The sequence below is a fragment of the Psychrobacter sp. Ps4 genome, from assembly GCF_022129285.1.
Taxonomy (GTDB): Bacteria; Pseudomonadota; Gammaproteobacteria; order Pseudomonadales; family Moraxellaceae; genus Psychrobacter; species Psychrobacter immobilis_A.
On record NZ_JADQAK010000003.1, the window covers coordinates 133,694 to 150,189 of the forward strand.

The 16,496-nt window shown below is 42.8% G+C and carries 12 protein-coding genes; 5 read left to right on the forward strand and 7 right to left on the reverse strand.

Translation table 11 applies throughout. The features are described 5' to 3' along the window. Nucleotides 1–100: 100 nt before the first annotated feature. The 5 genes from I3252_RS03205 to I3252_RS03225 form a co-directional block, all read right to left on the reverse strand. A complete protein-coding gene (locus tag I3252_RS03205) occupies nt 101–1,801 on the reverse strand; it encodes an AMP-binding protein (protein WP_238034193.1) in 1,701 nt (566 codons plus the stop codon). Nucleotides 1,802–2,438: 637 nt separating this feature from the next. Continuing rightward, on the reverse strand, nt 2,439–4,136 hold the full coding sequence (locus I3252_RS03210) for an AMP-binding protein (protein ID WP_238034194.1): 1,698 nt from the start codon (nt 4,134–4,136) through the stop codon (nt 2,439–2,441). 540 nt (nt 4,137–4,676) lie between these two features. Then, nucleotides 4,677–5,471 carry an iron export ABC transporter permease subunit FetB gene (gene fetB, locus I3252_RS03215; protein WP_238034195.1) on the reverse strand — a complete coding sequence of 265 codons (795 nt, stop codon included), beginning with the start codon at nt 5,469–5,471 and terminating at the stop codon, nt 4,677–4,679. Nucleotides 5,472–5,571: 100 nt separating this feature from the next. Then, on the reverse strand, nt 5,572–6,450 hold the full coding sequence (locus I3252_RS03220; RefSeq protein WP_193008984.1) for an ATP-binding cassette domain-containing protein: 879 nt from the start codon (nt 6,448–6,450) through the stop codon (nt 5,572–5,574). A gap of 117 nt (nt 6,451–6,567) precedes the next feature. Further along, nucleotides 6,568–7,155, reverse strand: coding sequence for an acyl-CoA thioesterase (locus I3252_RS03225; protein ID WP_193008985.1), 588 nt, complete (start codon nt 7,153–7,155; stop codon nt 6,568–6,570). A 221-nt stretch (nt 7,156–7,376) separates the two neighbouring features. On the opposite strand from I3252_RS03225, the gene xthA reads away from it, so the two are divergent. From xthA to I3252_RS03240, 3 genes are all read left to right on the forward strand, one after another. Further along, the gene (gene xthA, locus I3252_RS03230) at nt 7,377–8,201 is read left to right on the forward strand and encodes an exodeoxyribonuclease III (RefSeq protein WP_238034196.1); all 825 of its coding nucleotides are present in this window, start codon (nt 7,377–7,379) and stop codon (nt 8,199–8,201) included. A gap of 126 nt (nt 8,202–8,327) precedes the next feature. After that, complete coding sequence (argJ, locus tag I3252_RS03235; RefSeq protein WP_238034197.1) at nt 8,328–9,551, forward strand: bifunctional glutamate N-acetyltransferase/amino-acid acetyltransferase ArgJ; 1,224 nt, start codon at nt 8,328–8,330, stop codon at nt 9,549–9,551. A gap of 428 nt (nt 9,552–9,979) precedes the next feature. Then, nucleotides 9,980–10,378 (forward strand): DUF4377 domain-containing protein, encoded by a 399-nt coding sequence (locus tag I3252_RS03240; protein ID WP_055124114.1) that lies wholly within the window; start codon nt 9,980–9,982, stop codon nt 10,376–10,378. A gap of 147 nt (nt 10,379–10,525) precedes the next feature. Here the strand turns inward: I3252_RS03240 and I3252_RS03245 are convergent, their stop codons facing one another. After that, nucleotides 10,526–11,959 (reverse strand): L-serine ammonia-lyase, encoded by a 1,434-nt coding sequence (locus tag I3252_RS03245; RefSeq protein WP_060490972.1) that lies wholly within the window; start codon nt 11,957–11,959, stop codon nt 10,526–10,528. A gap of 539 nt (nt 11,960–12,498) precedes the next feature. On the opposite strand from I3252_RS03245, the gene I3252_RS03250 reads away from it, so the two are divergent. Beyond that, entirely contained in the window at nt 12,499–13,932 is a 1,434-nt protein-coding gene (locus tag I3252_RS03250; RefSeq protein WP_238034198.1) for a solute carrier family 23 protein, read from the forward strand. A gap of 133 nt (nt 13,933–14,065) precedes the next feature. Here I3252_RS03250 and I3252_RS03255 read toward each other — a convergent pair whose 3' ends face one another. Further along, on the reverse strand, nt 14,066–14,998 hold the full coding sequence (locus I3252_RS03255; RefSeq protein ID WP_238034199.1) for a DMT family transporter: 933 nt from the start codon (nt 14,996–14,998) through the stop codon (nt 14,066–14,068). Between the two features lie 404 nt (nt 14,999–15,402). On the opposite strand from I3252_RS03255, the gene I3252_RS03260 reads away from it, so the two are divergent. Beyond that, nucleotides 15,403–16,404, forward strand: coding sequence for a WG repeat-containing protein (locus I3252_RS03260; RefSeq protein ID WP_238034200.1), 1,002 nt, complete (start codon nt 15,403–15,405; stop codon nt 16,402–16,404). Nucleotides 16,405–16,496: the final 92 nt, after the last annotated feature.

A 16,496-nucleotide genomic window follows, 5' to 3' on the forward strand; every position in this document is an offset into this window, starting at 1 on the left:
ATCAGCAGCAATGAAGTCAAAAAGAAGACAATAAAAAACCCTCAGCTTTGATGCTGAGGGTTTTTTATTGTCTTCTTTTTAAAAATCTAAAATCTATGCACTACAGGGTTTGAGGATTGTCGGACATATGCTTTTCACGTAACTTTTGACGCAATATTTTACCCACATTACTCTTTGGCAACTCGCTTACGAATTCGATATGACGTGGGCATTTATAACCAGTCAAATTGTCCAAAGCAAACTCTTTAATATCACTCTTGGTAACATTATTATCAGCAGGGACGATATAAATTTTGACTGCTTCGCCTTGGTGGTCATCAGGAATACCGATCACTGCGCAATCAATGATGCCTTTATAATCTAGCATGACTGACTCGATTTCATTTGGGAAGACGTTAAAGCCTGAAACCAAAATCATATCTTTTTTGCGATCCAGTAAAGTGATATAGCCCTGTTCATCCATACTGATGATATCGCCAGTACGGAAGTAACCATCACTGGTAAAGTCATTGCTATTGTCTTTATTAAAATAGCCTGAAGTGATGTTTGGGCCTTTAATGCACATCTCGCCAGCTTGATGTAAGCCGACACGATTACCTTCATCATCAACGACAATGATATCTACGCTAGGGACTGGTATACCAATCGTACCGTTAAACTTGCGATCAGTGATGACGTTAGCCGTACCAGCTGCAACCCCTTCAGTCATCCCCCAACCTTTGACCATCGGGCAGCCAGTGACTTCTAACCAGCGAGCAGCTGTTTGTTCAGTTGCTGCCATACCACCTGCTTGTGAGATGCGCAGTGAGCTAAAGTCCAAATCTTTAAAGGTTGGTTGGTCAAGTAAGCCTTTAAACAAAGTATTCACTGCTGGCAATATATGGAACGGCTGTTTTGACAGCGTTTTAACAAAGCCTGGCATATCGCGTGGGTTAGGAATCAAGATAAAGGTGTAACCCGAGCGCATGCCTAACAGGGTCAGCATAAAGGCAAAAATATGATACAGCGGTAACGCCATGACCATATTGATATAGACCTCATTAATATCTGAGGTGATAGGGCGGTACCAAGCTTCTGACTGCATCGCAGCGGCGACAACGTTACGCTGAGTCAAAACAGCGCCTTTCGACAAACCAGTCGTTCCACCAGTATATTGCAAAATTGCTTTTTGTTGCAGTGTGGTTTTTGGTGCTTGGATAGGCAAATTTTTGCCTTTCTTCAGCACATCAGGAAACTTGGTCACATCGTATTTAGGGTCATTCAGGTTATATTTAGGCACTAAGCGTTTGACCTGACGGATAACCGTATTGACCAAAATACCCTTTAGCCCCATCATATCGCCCATTTTCGAGAGGACAATACGCTTGATGTCGGTTTCTTCAATGACTTGTTCGAGCGCTTGAGCAAAGTTATCAACCACAAAAATAACCTGAGCACCCGAGTCGTTCAACTGATGGCGCAGCTCACGACCGGTATACAGTGGGTTAACAGGGGTACACACGTAGCCCGCTCGCAAAATACCAATCATCGTTGGCAGATATTGCGGCACGTTTGGCATCATGAGTGCGACCACACTGCCTTTAGGAATGCCTTGCGCTTGTAACCATGCGGCAACGGCCAGTGAGGCTTTATCCACATCACCATAAGTATGAGTGACACCCATACAAATAGTCATAGGATGCATACGAAAACGATTGAAACATTCCTCATACAGCTCTATGAGGCTCTCATATTGATCAGGATTAATGGTCTTGGGTACGTTTTCTGGATATTGCGCCAACCAAGGCTTATCTACTGTCATACTTAGCGTCCTTAAATGTTGTGATACGTTAAGGTTCTATAAAAGAGTAGTCACATCCTTGTCAACAATATAAATCATCGCCTTGAGAGCAATGGATTGTCGCGTGCTATCCTATTGATTCACAGACTGCTAAAATACGGTGACCTTTATATAAATTATTTAACTACAAGCTCATTTCACTATAAAAAGCAGTGGTCTAAATACAGTAAACAGCTGGTTACTATTGTCCTTACTAAGAAAAGCACCACTTGCTCATAAACTGATCTGAATTGAACGACTATCGACTCACACTAATAAAAAATAGCGTGACTTATTTTGGCAACACATTAACATAACTACAATTGATATTGTTATTTTTATACAAGAACTTGATAGTTTATAATTAAGTTTGATAAAGCAAAAAATATATGTTGTAACAGCATAGAGGATAAGCGGTTAGCAACAAGGTGCGAACGGCATTTTATTTGGAAATTTGTGAATCATTATACGAATCATCTATTTTATAAAAAATTTTATTACTTAAAAGCATTAACATTATAGTTACAAAGCAATGATTTTCTGTATAAGAATCGTGGGTTCACATAAAAAAAGCGCTCTACATATGATGTAAAACGCTTTTTGATAATGATTTCTTTATTTACAATTGTGGGTTGTCAGACATATGCTTTTCACGCAGTTTTTGACGTAATACTTTACCCACATTACTCTTTGGCAACTCACTGACAAATTCGATATGACGCGGGCATTTATAGCCAGTCATATTGTCCAATGCAAATTCTTTAATGACGTCCTTGGTGACATTGTTATCGGCAGGGACGATATAAATTTTGACTGCTTCACCTTGATGTTCATCGGGAATACCGATCACCGCACAATCAATAATACCATCACAATCTAGCATCACTGATTCAACCTCATTTGGAAAGACATTGAAGCCTGAAACCAAAATCATGTCTTTTTTGCGGTCTAATAATCTAAAGTATCCTTTTTCATCCATGCTGACGATATCGCCAGTGCGAAAGTAGCCATCTGCCGTAAAGTCATCACTACTGTCTCTGTTAAGATAACCTGAGGTTACGTTAGGACCTTTTACACACATCTCACCAGCTTCGTTTACACCAACGCGATTGCCTTCATCATCGATGACAATGACATCGACACTAGAGACAGGCACACCAATCGTACCGTTAAACTTGCGATCAGTGATAACGTTAGCGGTACCTACAGCGACACCTTCTGTCATACCCCAACCTTCAATCATGGCGCAACCAGTGACTTCTAACCAGCGTGCCGCTGTCTGCTCAGTTGCTGCCATGCCACCTGCTTGTGAGATGCGTAGTGAGCTAAAGTCCAAATCTTTAAAGTTTGGATGATCAAGTAAGCCTTTAAACAAGGTATTTACCGCTGGCAATATATGGAACGGCTGTTTTGATAAGGTTTTAATGAATCCTGGTATATCACGTGGATTAGGTATCAAGATAAAGGTGTAGCCTGAGCGCATGCCGAGTAGACTGAGCATAAAGGCAAAAATATGATATAGCGGTAACGCCATCACCATATTGATATAGACCTCATTAATCTCTGACGTAATCGGTTTGGTCCATGCTTCTGATTGCATCGCCGCGGCGACGATATTACGCTGCGTTAAGATAGCCCCTTTAGATAGTCCTGTTGTGCCACCTGTATACTGTAAAAATGCTTTTTGATCTAACTGCATTTTTGGTTTGTGGAACGGCAGGCTTTTGCCTTTCTTCAGCACATCAGGAAACTTGGTCACTTCGTGTTTAGGGTCATTTAACTTGTACTTAGGCACTAAGCGTTTGACCTGACGAATGATGGTATTTACTAAGATGCCTTTTAAGCCCATCATATCGCCCATTTTTGATAGGACAATACGCTTAATATTGGTCTCATCAATGACTTGTTCGAGCGCTTGAGCAAAGTTATCAACCACAAAAATAACCTGAGCACCCGAGTCGTTCAACTGATGGCGCAGCTCACGACCGGTATACAGTGGGTTAACAGGGGTACACACGTAGCCCGCTCGCAAAATACCAATCATCGTTGGCAGATATTGCGGCACGTTTGGCATCATGAGTGCAACCACACTGCCTTGAGGCAGCCCCTGCGCCTGCAACCATGCAGCAACGGTAATCGAAGCTTTATCAACATCATCGTAGGTATGGGTCACGCCCATACAGATACTCATAGGGTGCAGACGAAAGCGCTCAAAGCATTCTTCGTACAGCTCCATGATGCTGCTATATCTATCGGGGTTGATAGTTTTTGGTACACCATTAGGATAATGGGCAAGCCAAGGTTTATTCGGCGTCATAGTCAGCGTCCTTGAAGTTTCAAATAGGGTGAATTCTGTCGTAAAGCAGTCATATCCGTGTCAATAAAACACATCAGCGCTGACGTAAACCGTTTGCCGCTGAGCGTGATAATATCCTTATCTATTGACTGGCTGCTAGATTTTATTGCTATCGTACAAAACGACTTAATCATTAAAGGATAATGAAGTCAATTGAACGAACAGATCGCTTAATCATAGGAGCATTTTTGCTCTTAAATAAGCTCTACCTGTTATCTAACACTAAGGTATCAGAAAATAATGATACATTTAAGCAATACAGTAGCATGAATATCATCAAATACTATACTAGTATGAAATACTGAGCAGTGCATAAATAAAGCTGAAAAATATGATTTTTATGGAATTTCAAGTGATTAGATAGATGCGCTGTTTGTCACTTAATAAGTATAGAAATGAATGAGTATAGAGGGGTGAGTGAAGCAAAAAATTTATCATAGCCAACATCAATATATCAACTAGAGATTTGTCAGCACTCCAACTGAATGCAGTTATGCTCAATTATTCAGGTAATATCAGTTGCTTGTTTTGATTAAAAAAGCGTCGATAAATGAGTAAAGCGCTGATCGTACAGCCGAGCGTACTGCTCACACATATCAAAAACATAGTGATTATCTGATAGCGAATCGCTTGAGTGGGGTCAGCGCCAGCCAATATTTGACCCGTCATCATTCCGGGCAAGCTAACGATACCGACGACTAGCATAGAGTTCAGCGTCGGAGTCATGCCATTGACAATGGCGGCGCGTATTAGTTCATGCACTGCTTCAAATGGGCGAGCAGATAGGCTGAGCATCATCTCTATACGTCCTTGCTGCTCATGAAAGGATTCAATCAACTGGTTGCTGGTCAATGAGATAGCGGTGAGCGAATTGCCCAATATTAGCCCCAATATAGGAATAACGAATTGCGGTGTGTACCAAGGCTGTACCTTTAAAATAATCATGATGGCTATCGCAGTGACTAATATAGCCGAAGCGCTTACTGCCAGCAAAGTGTCAGTTAACAAACCTTTATAGCTACGTTTGACACGATTTTTGGCAGCAGCGCCTGCAATCAAGGTCATGATGGTCAAAATTAACAGGACTTCATACCACTGTTCACGAGCGAAAATCCATGCCAATATTAAACCGATAAAACTAAGCTGGAGCACCGTGCGGATAGCCGCGATTAACAGCGTTTTGGTCAGCTGTAAGCGTAGCCGCCAAGAGATAATAAGAACGATGATAATTAAGCTGCTGGCAAGGGCAATATCACCGTAAGTTAAAAATACTTGTATGTCATCTGTACCGCTCATAGTGGCTCATTATATAAACTGACGAATATAAGATAGACGTTAATGCGAATTTGTTAAGAAAAGTCATTTTAAAGAGTGACATGACAGGCTTAGCTCAACGTTAGAATATCTCAGTTAATACCCCTGCTTGCATCTGCCAATGCTGATCAGCTAACGGCATGATGTCTTGTGTATCGTGAGTTACCCACAGTAATGTACGCTGCTCATCTGCCTCTAACCAGTTCATGAGTAGATTGACGAGCTGGGCTGATGTGTCACTATCTAGGGCCGCGGTAGGCTCATCTAGTAATAACACCCGAGGGTTCAATTGTAAGAGGCGTAACGTGTTGACCAGTTGCCGCTCACCGCCCGATAGATGATAGATTTCTTGCTGCAAAAAGTCAGCGCTGCGTTGCAATTGCTCAAGCTGTGCGATATGCCAGTCGATATCAAACCTGCGATGCTGATGCGCTTGTAGCTGATAAGGCATTTGCAAGTTCTCAAGCACACTGCCTTCTAATAATTGTGGGTGCTGGGCGAGTAGGGCAACGTGCGTGCGCCACTGTATCGGTGCAGTATCATGGATACTACAATAAGCACTACTGGTTGATTGGTCATCAGAGCGCAAACGCACATTGCCGCCGCTCATTGGCAGTAGTCCAGCCAATACCCGTAATAATACCGATTTACCACTGCCAGAAGCGCCTGTTAACACGGTTACTTGACCTGCTAACAGCTTGCCTGTGGCGCCATCGATTAATAATCGTTGATGTGCAGGTATGATTGGCTGAGAGACAGAGTTTGGTCTTAGTTTGCCGATCCATCTTTGACAAATGGTAGATAGCGCAGATGTTGTGGCTTCTGTGGCCTCCATATTTTTGTCATTAATATTTTTATCGCCAACCTTATTCTCATTATAGGCAGGTATGCTGGCTGTATGTTTACTATGTACCTGAATATTCTCGAATATCAGTATCGGTTTATTATTATGAAGATGCATAAGTCGTTATCGCCAATTATTCAGCCACTAATTATTCAACCATTCAGTATCTAACTACTAAGTATCCAACCACTAATTATCCAACCACTAATTATCCAACCACTAATTATCCAACCACTAAGCATTCAACTGCTCGTGGATCGCTTGCTCAATGGCATCGCGTAAATGCTTTGGAACACGAATAGGGCGCATGGGCATGGCACTAGCAACCGCAGTATCTACCTTACTATTGGATAGCGGTTTGGTTTTGACTTGGTTTTGCACACAAGCAATGACGATTTTGCCACTACTTAATAAACTGCTAGCATTATTGGCATTGCTATTAGCATGATCAGGAGAAAGGCTGTCTGGGCTGTGACGATGAATGCTCTGGTAAAAGATAATGCTGGCAGGTTTTAACTCGACTTTATCGATGCGCACACTGATGACTTCATCTAACAAAATAGCTCTTTTATATTGCAAGTCTGCTTGACTGACGACAAAATGCTGGATTTCTCCATCGTCAGTCTGCAAAAAATACCCGTTTAAATTCAGTTCCCCAAACCAATCACGGCGGCAGTTTTCAAAAAACACCAAATGATTGGCATGGTAGACTATACCGCCTGCATCAGTATGGTTAATATAGACATTATAATTTTTGGTAAACAATGGCGTATATTCGCCGTCTACACTTGCCACTGTGTTTTTGCTGTTATTTTTTATCATAAAGATGCTCGGTCATTGTTTTAATAAATATTGTTCGATGTTCATGATTCGATGGCCAAAATTTGATAGCAGCCATATTAACCACAACTACTCTAGCTTAAGATATCAGGGCGCGCAACAGTTAGGTCGGTCGACGTCTGTTATGATAGTGGATTATGCATTTTCATAGCCCATTTCTTTATATTAGCACCGTATTTTCATCAATTAGTATAGGATAATTTATGACCCGTTTTGTCAGTTTTAATATCAATGGTATTCGCGCTCGTCAACATCAGCTTGAGGCCGTGCGAGAAGTGATCGATCCTGATGTGATGGGTCTACAGGAAACCAAAGTACATGATGAACAGTTTCCCTTGGAAAACATAGAGAGTCTGGGCTATCACGTAGAGTACTTTGGTCAAAAAGCCCATTATGGCGTGGCATTACTATCCAAGGTTGCACCTATATTTGTGCAAAAGGGTTTTCCTGGTGAAGATGACGAGGCACAGAAGCGTTTTATTCATGCACGATATGAATTTGACGGTCGTGAAATTGATGTGCTCAATGGTTATTTTCCACAAGGAGAGAGCCAAGACCATCCGACCAAATTCCCGATGAAGCGGGCTTATTATGCAGATTTAATGGCGTATATCGATACCCTAAAAGCAGAAGGTCGCTCGCTCATAATCATGGGTGATATGAATATTGCTCCAGAAGATACTGATATTGGCATTGGCGACGTCAATGCTAAGCGCTGGTTGAAAAATAGAAAGACCTCGTTTTTACCAGAAGAACGCGAGTGGTATGCGGCGCTGATGTCACGCGAGCTGACAGATACCTATCGCTTACATTATCCAGAGAGCACAGAGCTATATAGCTGGTTTGATTATCGAAGCCGTGGGTTCAATGATGAGCCGAAACGTGGCTTGCGTATCGATCATATTTTGTGCAGCTTGGATCTTGTTGAGGCCTGTGTTGATGCTGGGATTAGTTATGAGCTACGGGCGATGGAAAAACCGTCTGATCATGCGCCAATTTGGTCGGCATTTGATTTAAAAAAACGGTAATATTTATATAGGTCGCGTTTGATACTTCACCAGCAGTAGCGTCATGGTGAACGCTCAACGCACCTAAGTGTTTATCGCATCATCTGTTATAAATAATGATAAAAATTTTACAATAAGGATTGAACCATGGCAGTCGGAAATGTTGCAGTACCTGATATTATTTATCCTATCGAAGGAATCAAGCTAAGCGCCACTGCCGCAGGCGTACGCTATAAAGACCGAGATGATTTAGTGGTGATGGAGATCGCTGATACCGCGACCACTGCGGTTGTGACCACCAAAAACACCTTTTGTGCTGCGCCTGTACGGGTGTTGCGTGAGCATTTTGCCAAGATGAGTCCGCGTTATTTGGTCACTAACACAGGTAATGCTAATGCTGGGACGGGTGCTGATGGCAAACGTCGCGCCGTTGATATTTGTGCAGCCCTAGCGAGTAAGGCTGGCGTGGATAGTAATGCAATATTGCCATTCTCGACGGGTGTCATTGGTGAGCCATTAAATAGCGATGCGATCATCGCAGGCTTAGATAATGCACTTGCCAATTTGGGGGCTGATAATTGGCTTGCCGCGGCGAATGGTATTCGCACCACAGATACGATTCCGAAGCTCGCTAGCCAAAAAATCGACGTGGCGGGTGTTAGCTATCATGTGACAGGTATGTCGAAAGGCTCAGGTATGATACGCCCTAATATGGCAACTATGCTGGGTTATGTGGCGACCGATGCTAATATCGCTGCTGACCTATTACAGGAGATGCTAAGTGCCATCAACGAACAATCTTTTAACCGCATCACTGTTGATGGCGACACTTCAACCAATGATTGCTGTGTGTTGATCGCCACAGGTGCTGCCAGCTCAGATATCATTGACAGCCAAGAGCATCCGCATTATCAGGCTATATTTGCGGCTTTGACCGAGGTATTTGTCCGTCTGGCGCAATTAATCGTACGTGATGGCGAGGGTGCTACCAAGTTTATGACTGTCAACGTCACTGGTGGTAAGACGACGCAAGAGTGCTGCGATGTGGCATATGCGGTCGCGCATTCACCGTTGGTCAAAACCGCGTTCTTCGCTAGCGATGCCAATTGGGGTCGTATCTTAGCAGCAGTGGGTTATGCGGGTATCGAAGACTTGGATACGGAACAGGTGGATGTCTATCTAGACGAAGTCATGATTTGCCAGAATGGTGGCGTCGCGCCTAGCTATACAGAAGAAGCGGGCAAAGCAGTCATGAGTCGCCCCGAGATTACCATTCATATTGACCTTGCTCGCGGCGATGCTAGCGATACGGTTTATACTTGTGATTTGTCCTATGACTACGTCAAGATTAATGCCGATTACCGTAGCTAAGGGTTATCACTGTCAGCTAAGTAAAATACTGTTTAACGAATAACTGAGCCAGAGTGACTATCACTCTGGCTTTTTGATGTGTAAATTTTGCTCAGTATCAATTTACTCTACTATTCAATACGCGTGATTAACATCAGTTGCAAAAGCTGACGTTACTTTACAAAGCAGTTATAGAGCAGAAGACGAGTTGCGCTCTATACTGACCTCAGTAAACAAACAATAGACGACATTATTGAGACGTAATAGGTTTATTCGGTAAAGCTAAATGAAGTGAATACTCTTGCTCGGCTCAATATTGACAGTAGTATTACACCCATCGCAAAAATTGACTGATATTTTTAAATATATATTTACCAGCATGATGTATCCAAAACAATAATCTCAAACCATCAATAATGTATTTATAACAATTAACTGAGGATTTAATAATGAAAAAATTAGTACTTGCAGCAGTAATGACCGCCTTTGCCCTGTCAGGTTGCTCTACTATGGGTATGGATAACGAACGTACGATGGTTGTCGATGGGCAACCTATGAATGTTAAAGTGGTTAACATTCCAAGTTTTGAAATAGAAGTAGCACCACTGAAAGCCGTCTGTGAGCTGTCAACAGCTGAGGGTACTAAAGTTGAAGCAGAATGCCTACAGTATCGCCAGACTTATCAGAAAAACTACACACCTTTAAACGGCAATATTCAGGGTTTCACTTATGAGCCAAACTATCGTTATGTTCTAGACGTTCGCCAAGAAGTCATGATGGATGAAAATACTAACATGGCTAAGCCAGTTTGGATTCTAAACGAAGTGGTTTCAAAAACAGCTGAGTAATGAATCATTGAGCATGTCTAGTTAGTAACCACATCTAACTAAAATAAAAAAGACCTCTAATTTTTCATTAGAGGTCTTTTTTTATTTCAGCAAATACTTGGGAATGTAATGTGATGTCAGGATAAGCTATATTAAACAATCGTTATGTTAGCACTGACTATATTTTACACTGACGCCATGAGTGGCAGTAGGGATGCGATTGTCTGCATAAACGGCAAGACCGCCTCGTGAGGTTTCTTTGTATTTATCCAGCATATCCGCACCAGTGACTTTCATGGTTTCAATCACTTTATCTAAAGAGACAAAGTGCTGTCCATTACCACGGCAAGCAAGTCGCGCCGCATTGACAGCTTTGACGGCGCCCATGGCATTGCGCTCGATACAAGGCACTTGCACTAGACCGCCTACAGGGTCGCATGTCAGACCTAAGTTATGTTCGATACCAATCTCAGCCGCATTCAGGCATTTAGCTGGATCACCGCCCAAGATTTCTGCCAATGCAGAAGCTGCCATGGCACAAGCAGAACCAACTTCACCTTGGCAACCAACTTCAGCGCCAGAGATGGAGGCATTTTGTTTGATTAAACTGCCAATAGCAGTAGCATTTAACAAAAACTTGCGTGCACCATCTTGGCTATAGCTTGATAAAAAGTCACGATAATAATGCATCACCGCAGGAATAATACCTGCTGCACCGTTGGTGGGGGCAGTGACGACATTTCCGCCATTGGCATTTTCTTCATTGACCGCTAAGGCATATAAATCAATCCAGTCCATGGCAGCGAGTTTGTCATTTTTGGTAATGGGTTGGTTTTTCTCGGCGCACAGCTGTAGATGTAATGCTTGGGCACGGCGTTTTACATCCAAGCCACCAGGCAATATGCCACTGTTTTGACAGCCTCGTGTCACGCAGTCCTGCATTGACTCCCAAATAGAGTCTAAGTAAGCAAAAACTTCTGATTGATTACGGTAATGACATTCATTCGCTAGCACCAATTCACTCACGTTTAAGTGGTGTTGACGACATTGCTCCAGCAATTCTGCGGCGCTGTTAAAGGGGTACGGAATGGCGTCAATGGTCGGCGTGGCGTTATCTTCATCCGGATTGGTGGCATCTTCTTCATTGATAACAAAGCCGCCACCTACCGAATAATAGGTTTGTTGATAATGACTGCCGTCGGTCAATAATGCACGGATAGTCAAGGCATTAGGATGGTAGGGCAAAACAGTTTCGTCATACCAATGAATATCGCGCTCTGTCTCAAAGGCAATAACATGCGTGCCTGCTATATTGAGCTGTTTGTCCGAAAAAATCGGTGACAAATATTGACTGGTCAAACGGGTATCGATCGTACTAGGAGCATGCCCAAGCAGCCCTAACAATATAGCAGTATCGGTTGCATGCCCTTTGCCTGTGGCTGCCAAAGAGCCATAAAGCTCAATTTCAACGCCTGTAATAGCCGTCAGCTCTGTTTGCTTGGTTAATGAGCCCAAAAAAAGATTGGCGGCGACCATGGGTCCTACCGTGTGTGAGCTTGATGGGCCAATACCAATTTTAAATAAATCAAAAACACTAATCATAATAACTTACCAAGTTTTTTAAGTGCACTAACATGTTGTATAGCTGCTTTAGGCACTTTCATTGAGAATATAACAGGAAGCTCTCGCTTATAGCACCGACAAAGGTGTAGAGGAAGCACCGCCCATGGAAGTATTAACGCAAAAGAGGAAAAATGGTGATTGAATAATAACTTTTATTTGTTTTGAAACTCCGCTATCATGCTCGGAGCTAATGGCTATGTAACATCCTGTAAGTTGATTGTCGCTGCAGAGTACACTGAGTCATAAGCGACCATAACCATTTTTTAGTTAAACATATCCGACCACATACATCTACCAAAACATGGTCATCATACCAAATAATACTTTTGGTTTGCCATATTGCAACATAAATGAATGAATCAGGGCGACATATTATAAATGAAAAGATGCGGATTTTACTCGTTATCGTAATTTCTAGCCACATATTCTTGCCGATTGATGCTCTGATTTAACTCAATTTTTATTTTTCATTTACTGTTGTCTATTATTTTAGCCCAGTTTACATAGGACAAGCGTGTATGCCCTCTCAAAAAGACCCTTCCTCGCCTTTAGAAAACAGCACTCAAGCACCATCTGCTGAACCTGGATTAGAGGCTGAGGCGATCAGTCCTCCGTACAATCCAGACTTTGAAAATGGACGCTGGTTTCCGACATGGCGTCCGTATCAAGGCGATTTAGATCGTGATCCAGTCGGTATCAATGAATACTTGCCACCGTCAAAAAGCGTGCTATTAGGTGTACAGCATACTTTTGCGATGTTTGGTGCGACCGTGCTTGCGCCGCTGTTAATGGGCTTTGATCCCAACTTAGCCATTTTGATGTCAGGTATCTGTACGGTGATGTTCTTTCTGATCACTGGTGGGCGCATGCCGAGCTATTTGGGCTCAAGTTTTGCTTTCATTGGTCCCGTTATCGCTGTGACAGCTTATGCAGGCACAGGGTTCAATGGTAATTTGAATGTCGCTTTGGGCGGCATCATGGCTTGCGGTATCATTTATGCGTTAATTGGGCTGCTGGTGATGAAAACGGGTACTGGCTGGATTGAGCGTTTGATGCCGCCTATCGTTACTGGTGCTATCGTGATGATTATTGGTCTTAATTTAGCGCCAGTGACCATTCAAGGGGTGTCTGCCAATCAGTTTGATGCTTGGATGGCTACCTTGACCGTATTACTCATCAGTGGTGTGGCTGTCTTTACACGTGGTATGCTGCGTCGTCTGTTATTACTGGTTGGTTTAATATTATCCTATTTTGCCTATTTCATCATGACCAACGTCATGGGTTTTGGCGCGGCGATTGACTTTAGTAATGTGGCAGCTGCTTCGTGGTTTGGTTTACCTAGTATCCATACGCCTCGCTTTGAAATGAGTGCTATTATTCTGATTGCGCCTGTGGCCTTTATTTTAGTGGCTGAAAACTTAGGGCATTTTAAGGCTGTCGAAGGTATGACCAAAGCTCGTGTAACGCCTTATATGGGTCGAGCATTTTTTGCTGATGGTTTGGCAACCACTTTTTCGGCAGGATTTGGCGGTACTGGTGTGACGACTTATGCTGAAAACATCGGTGTGATGGCGGTGACTAAGGTATATAGCACAACAATATTTGTCGTGGCAGGCGTGGTAGCTATTTTATTGGGGCTATCACCAAAATTTGGTGCCATCATTCAGACGATACCAGCCGCTTTATTGGGCGGTGCGTCCATTGTGGTGTTCGGTTTGATTGCTATTGCAGGCGTCAAAATTTGGATAGACAGTCGTATCGACTTTAGCAAAAACAGTAACCTAATTATCGCGGCTGTGACCGTTATTATGGGTACCGGTAACTTTAGTTTGCATTTAGGCGGCTTTGATTTGGGCGGTATCGGTACGGCGACTTTAGCAGCGATTGTCTTAAATGCGTTATTTAACCAAGGATCTGAAGCAAAGGCCGCTCATCAATCATTGGCTAAATAATCAGCTTGTATGATGCTGAGGTTTTAAACCTATCAGTTAATGATGGTAACAGCATATTCATTCCATAAAAAGCACCCATGCTACCGATAGCATGGGTGCTTTTTATGGAGTGGCAACAAATGCAGAATAAAAGCTACTTGTAGTCTCGCTTGTAAAATTTTGAGAAAAACCGATAACGTCGTAGGGCGCGCGGCTTAGGTTTCAGTGAACCCAAATAGATTGCAAACATAGTCAGCAGAGCACCGCTCCACTGTAAGCTATTAATCGGTTTGTCCAGCCAGCTATAATCAATGACCAGTGCGGCAATCGGTTCGGTCAATAATAATAACCCAGTTAACGCCAAAGACAGCTTAGGAATGGAATAGGCAATTAGCCCCCACGCCAAGCACTGCATCACTGTGCCGTAGATGAGCACCCAGCCAATCTCAGACCAAGTATTTGGCAAAATATGACCCATATCAAACACAAACATAGGAATAATCATCGCCAATACACCACCGATACTAATCAGCTGCATCAGCATAAATATGGGCGTGGGTTCAGTATCATGGGTCTTACGGATAAAGGTCATCGATGCCGCTAGCATTGCCCCTGAGACGATACCAGTGATGAACCCCCAAGTGGCAGCGCTGTTATGCGCAAACTCAGGACTGCCTATCATGGCCACACCAAACATGGCTAAAAACAAACTGATAAGCTGCAATATAGATTGGCGTTCGTTAAAATATAAGAACCCAATGGCAGCTAAAAAGAAAATCTGTAGGCTATTCAGTAAAGTCGAGATACCAGGGCCGACCGCATAAATACTCTCGTGCCAGAGCGCCAGATCTAAGCCTAAAAAGACACCTGATAATAAACCATAAAAAATAGCGCGCCTTGAGCGGGGTAGACGCTGTCCCATGATTTTGGCTAATACAGCGAATACGACACCTGAAATAGCCAAGCGCCAAAATGCCATTGCCCAACCGCCAATATCAACGTGAGCGACAATCAAACTACCTAAACCAAAGATAATACAACCAATGACCAACCCAGTAGAGGCAGAGCGTGAAGAAGCAATCGCCATACAATATCCTTATATCCGTATTATTATTTTATCTTACTGTATCAACGATGACGCCAATGAATACTGACGCTAATACAAGCCGTATTGTCTAGGTTTTGACGCTAAAATGAAATGGTCAAACCATCATTTATGCTTATTGTTTGATTTATTATCACGATATCAGGTTTTATCTCTGTATATGCTAGGTATGAAATCAATGATGACCTTAAGCTTCACTCATATAAGAAAATCTCTATAACAATACGAATATATGGTGGAGACATCCTTACAGGAACGATGTTGGCGTGGTTATCACTATTTGTTAATCTAGTGGTTTATAATCTCTGTAGTGGCACAATAAAACAGGATAGTTTCTTATTAGTCTTTACCTCAAGTACTTCAATATCATTAGCCTAGGTTCATCTATGTTGCGACGTTCATTATCCCTACAACAACGACCATTGATATCTGGTTTTGCTATCATCATCTTTGCCATTACGCTATTTATGGCGCCAAGCGCACAAGCGGCCAGTTGCAAAATTCCAAAAAGTTATTATAAAAACGTGGCTTGTACGGCAAATAGCGGCTATTTTTTGGCGACAAAAGATTTCGGCGCGCCAGTTGCTCTGATTAATAGTAAGGGCAAAAGCGTCGTTGATTTATCACGTTATCAAAAAGTCGATGCCAGTAAGATATCGGCAGGTTTACTTCCTGTACTGCGCAATGGTCATGTCGGTTATCTTAATATGCAAGGTCGTGAAGTAGTGCCTGCGATGTACGATGTACTCAAAGAAGGACAGGGTTGGGCGCGTCCCGTCTCTAACGGGCGTATCGTGGTAAAGCAGGATGGTAAATATGGGGTCATTACTACTAGTAATAAAACCATCGTCCCGTTTTCATCCGCGATTAGTGACATTGATGATTACCAAAATGGTGTCGCCCGTGTACGTAAAAATCAAGCGATCAGTTGGATTGATGAAAACGGCAAAACGACCAGTGACCCAAATGGTAGTAACAACGAGCAATCCACGACGCCACGAGCACCTGCCAGCGCTAATGGCAATGCATCCTCATCCAACCAGACACTTGCCAAGCGCTTTACGATGCTACAACCGCGTCAGCAAGATGGCAAATGGGGGTTTATCGATGATAATAATGTGACCATGATTACTTATTCTTTTGATGAAGCACGTCCCTTTGCCGAAGGCTTGGCTGGCGTGCGCATCGATGAAAACTGGGGCTTTGTTAATCTTGGTGGCGAGTTGGTGATTCCTTTTCGCTTTGCCAATAGCGGTGTGTCGGCTGGTGATCTTTATCAAGGCAAACCCGCCTTTACCTTTACTGGTGGTAAAGCATGGATTGGTAATCTAAAAAACGGCAATAAAATGTGTATCGATAAAGAGGGCACAGGGGTGGGTTGTGATTAAGCTGCGTGTTCAAACCTAAAGACCTACATGACCTAGGTAAAATACCAGCATAAAAAAGAGCGTAAAACCTATGAGTCAGTAGTAGGGTTTAC

Excerpts from the sequence above, each read along its gene's own strand:
- I3252_RS03205 (WP_238034193.1), bottom strand. The coding sequence starts at position 1,801 with ATGACAGTAGATAAGCCTTGGTTGGCGCAATATCCAGAAAACGTACCC.
- I3252_RS03210 (WP_238034194.1), bottom strand. The coding sequence starts at position 4,136 with ATGACGCCGAATAAACCTTGGCTTGCCCATTATCCTAATGGTGTACCA.
- fetB (WP_238034195.1), bottom strand. The coding sequence starts at position 5,471 with ATGAGCGGTACAGATGACATACAAGTATTTTTAACTTACGGTGATATT.
- I3252_RS03220 (WP_193008984.1), bottom strand. The coding sequence starts at position 6,450 with ATGCATCTTCATAATAATAAACCGATACTGATATTCGAGAATATTCAG.
- I3252_RS03225 (WP_193008985.1), bottom strand. The coding sequence starts at position 7,155 with ATGATAAAAAATAACAGCAAAAACACAGTGGCAAGTGTAGACGGCGAA.
- xthA (WP_238034196.1), top strand. The coding sequence starts at position 7,377 with ATGACCCGTTTTGTCAGTTTTAATATCAATGGTATTCGCGCTCGTCAA.
- argJ (WP_238034197.1), top strand. The coding sequence starts at position 8,328 with ATGGCAGTCGGAAATGTTGCAGTACCTGATATTATTTATCCTATCGAA.
- I3252_RS03240 (WP_055124114.1), top strand. The coding sequence starts at position 9,980 with ATGAAAAAATTAGTACTTGCAGCAGTAATGACCGCCTTTGCCCTGTCA.
- I3252_RS03245 (WP_060490972.1), bottom strand. The coding sequence starts at position 11,959 with ATGATTAGTGTTTTTGATTTATTTAAAATTGGTATTGGCCCATCAAGC.
- I3252_RS03250 (WP_238034198.1), top strand. The coding sequence starts at position 12,499 with ATGCCCTCTCAAAAAGACCCTTCCTCGCCTTTAGAAAACAGCACTCAA.
- I3252_RS03255 (WP_238034199.1), bottom strand. The coding sequence starts at position 14,998 with ATGGCGATTGCTTCTTCACGCTCTGCCTCTACTGGGTTGGTCATTGGT.
- I3252_RS03260 (WP_238034200.1), top strand. The coding sequence starts at position 15,403 with ATGTTGCGACGTTCATTATCCCTACAACAACGACCATTGATATCTGGT.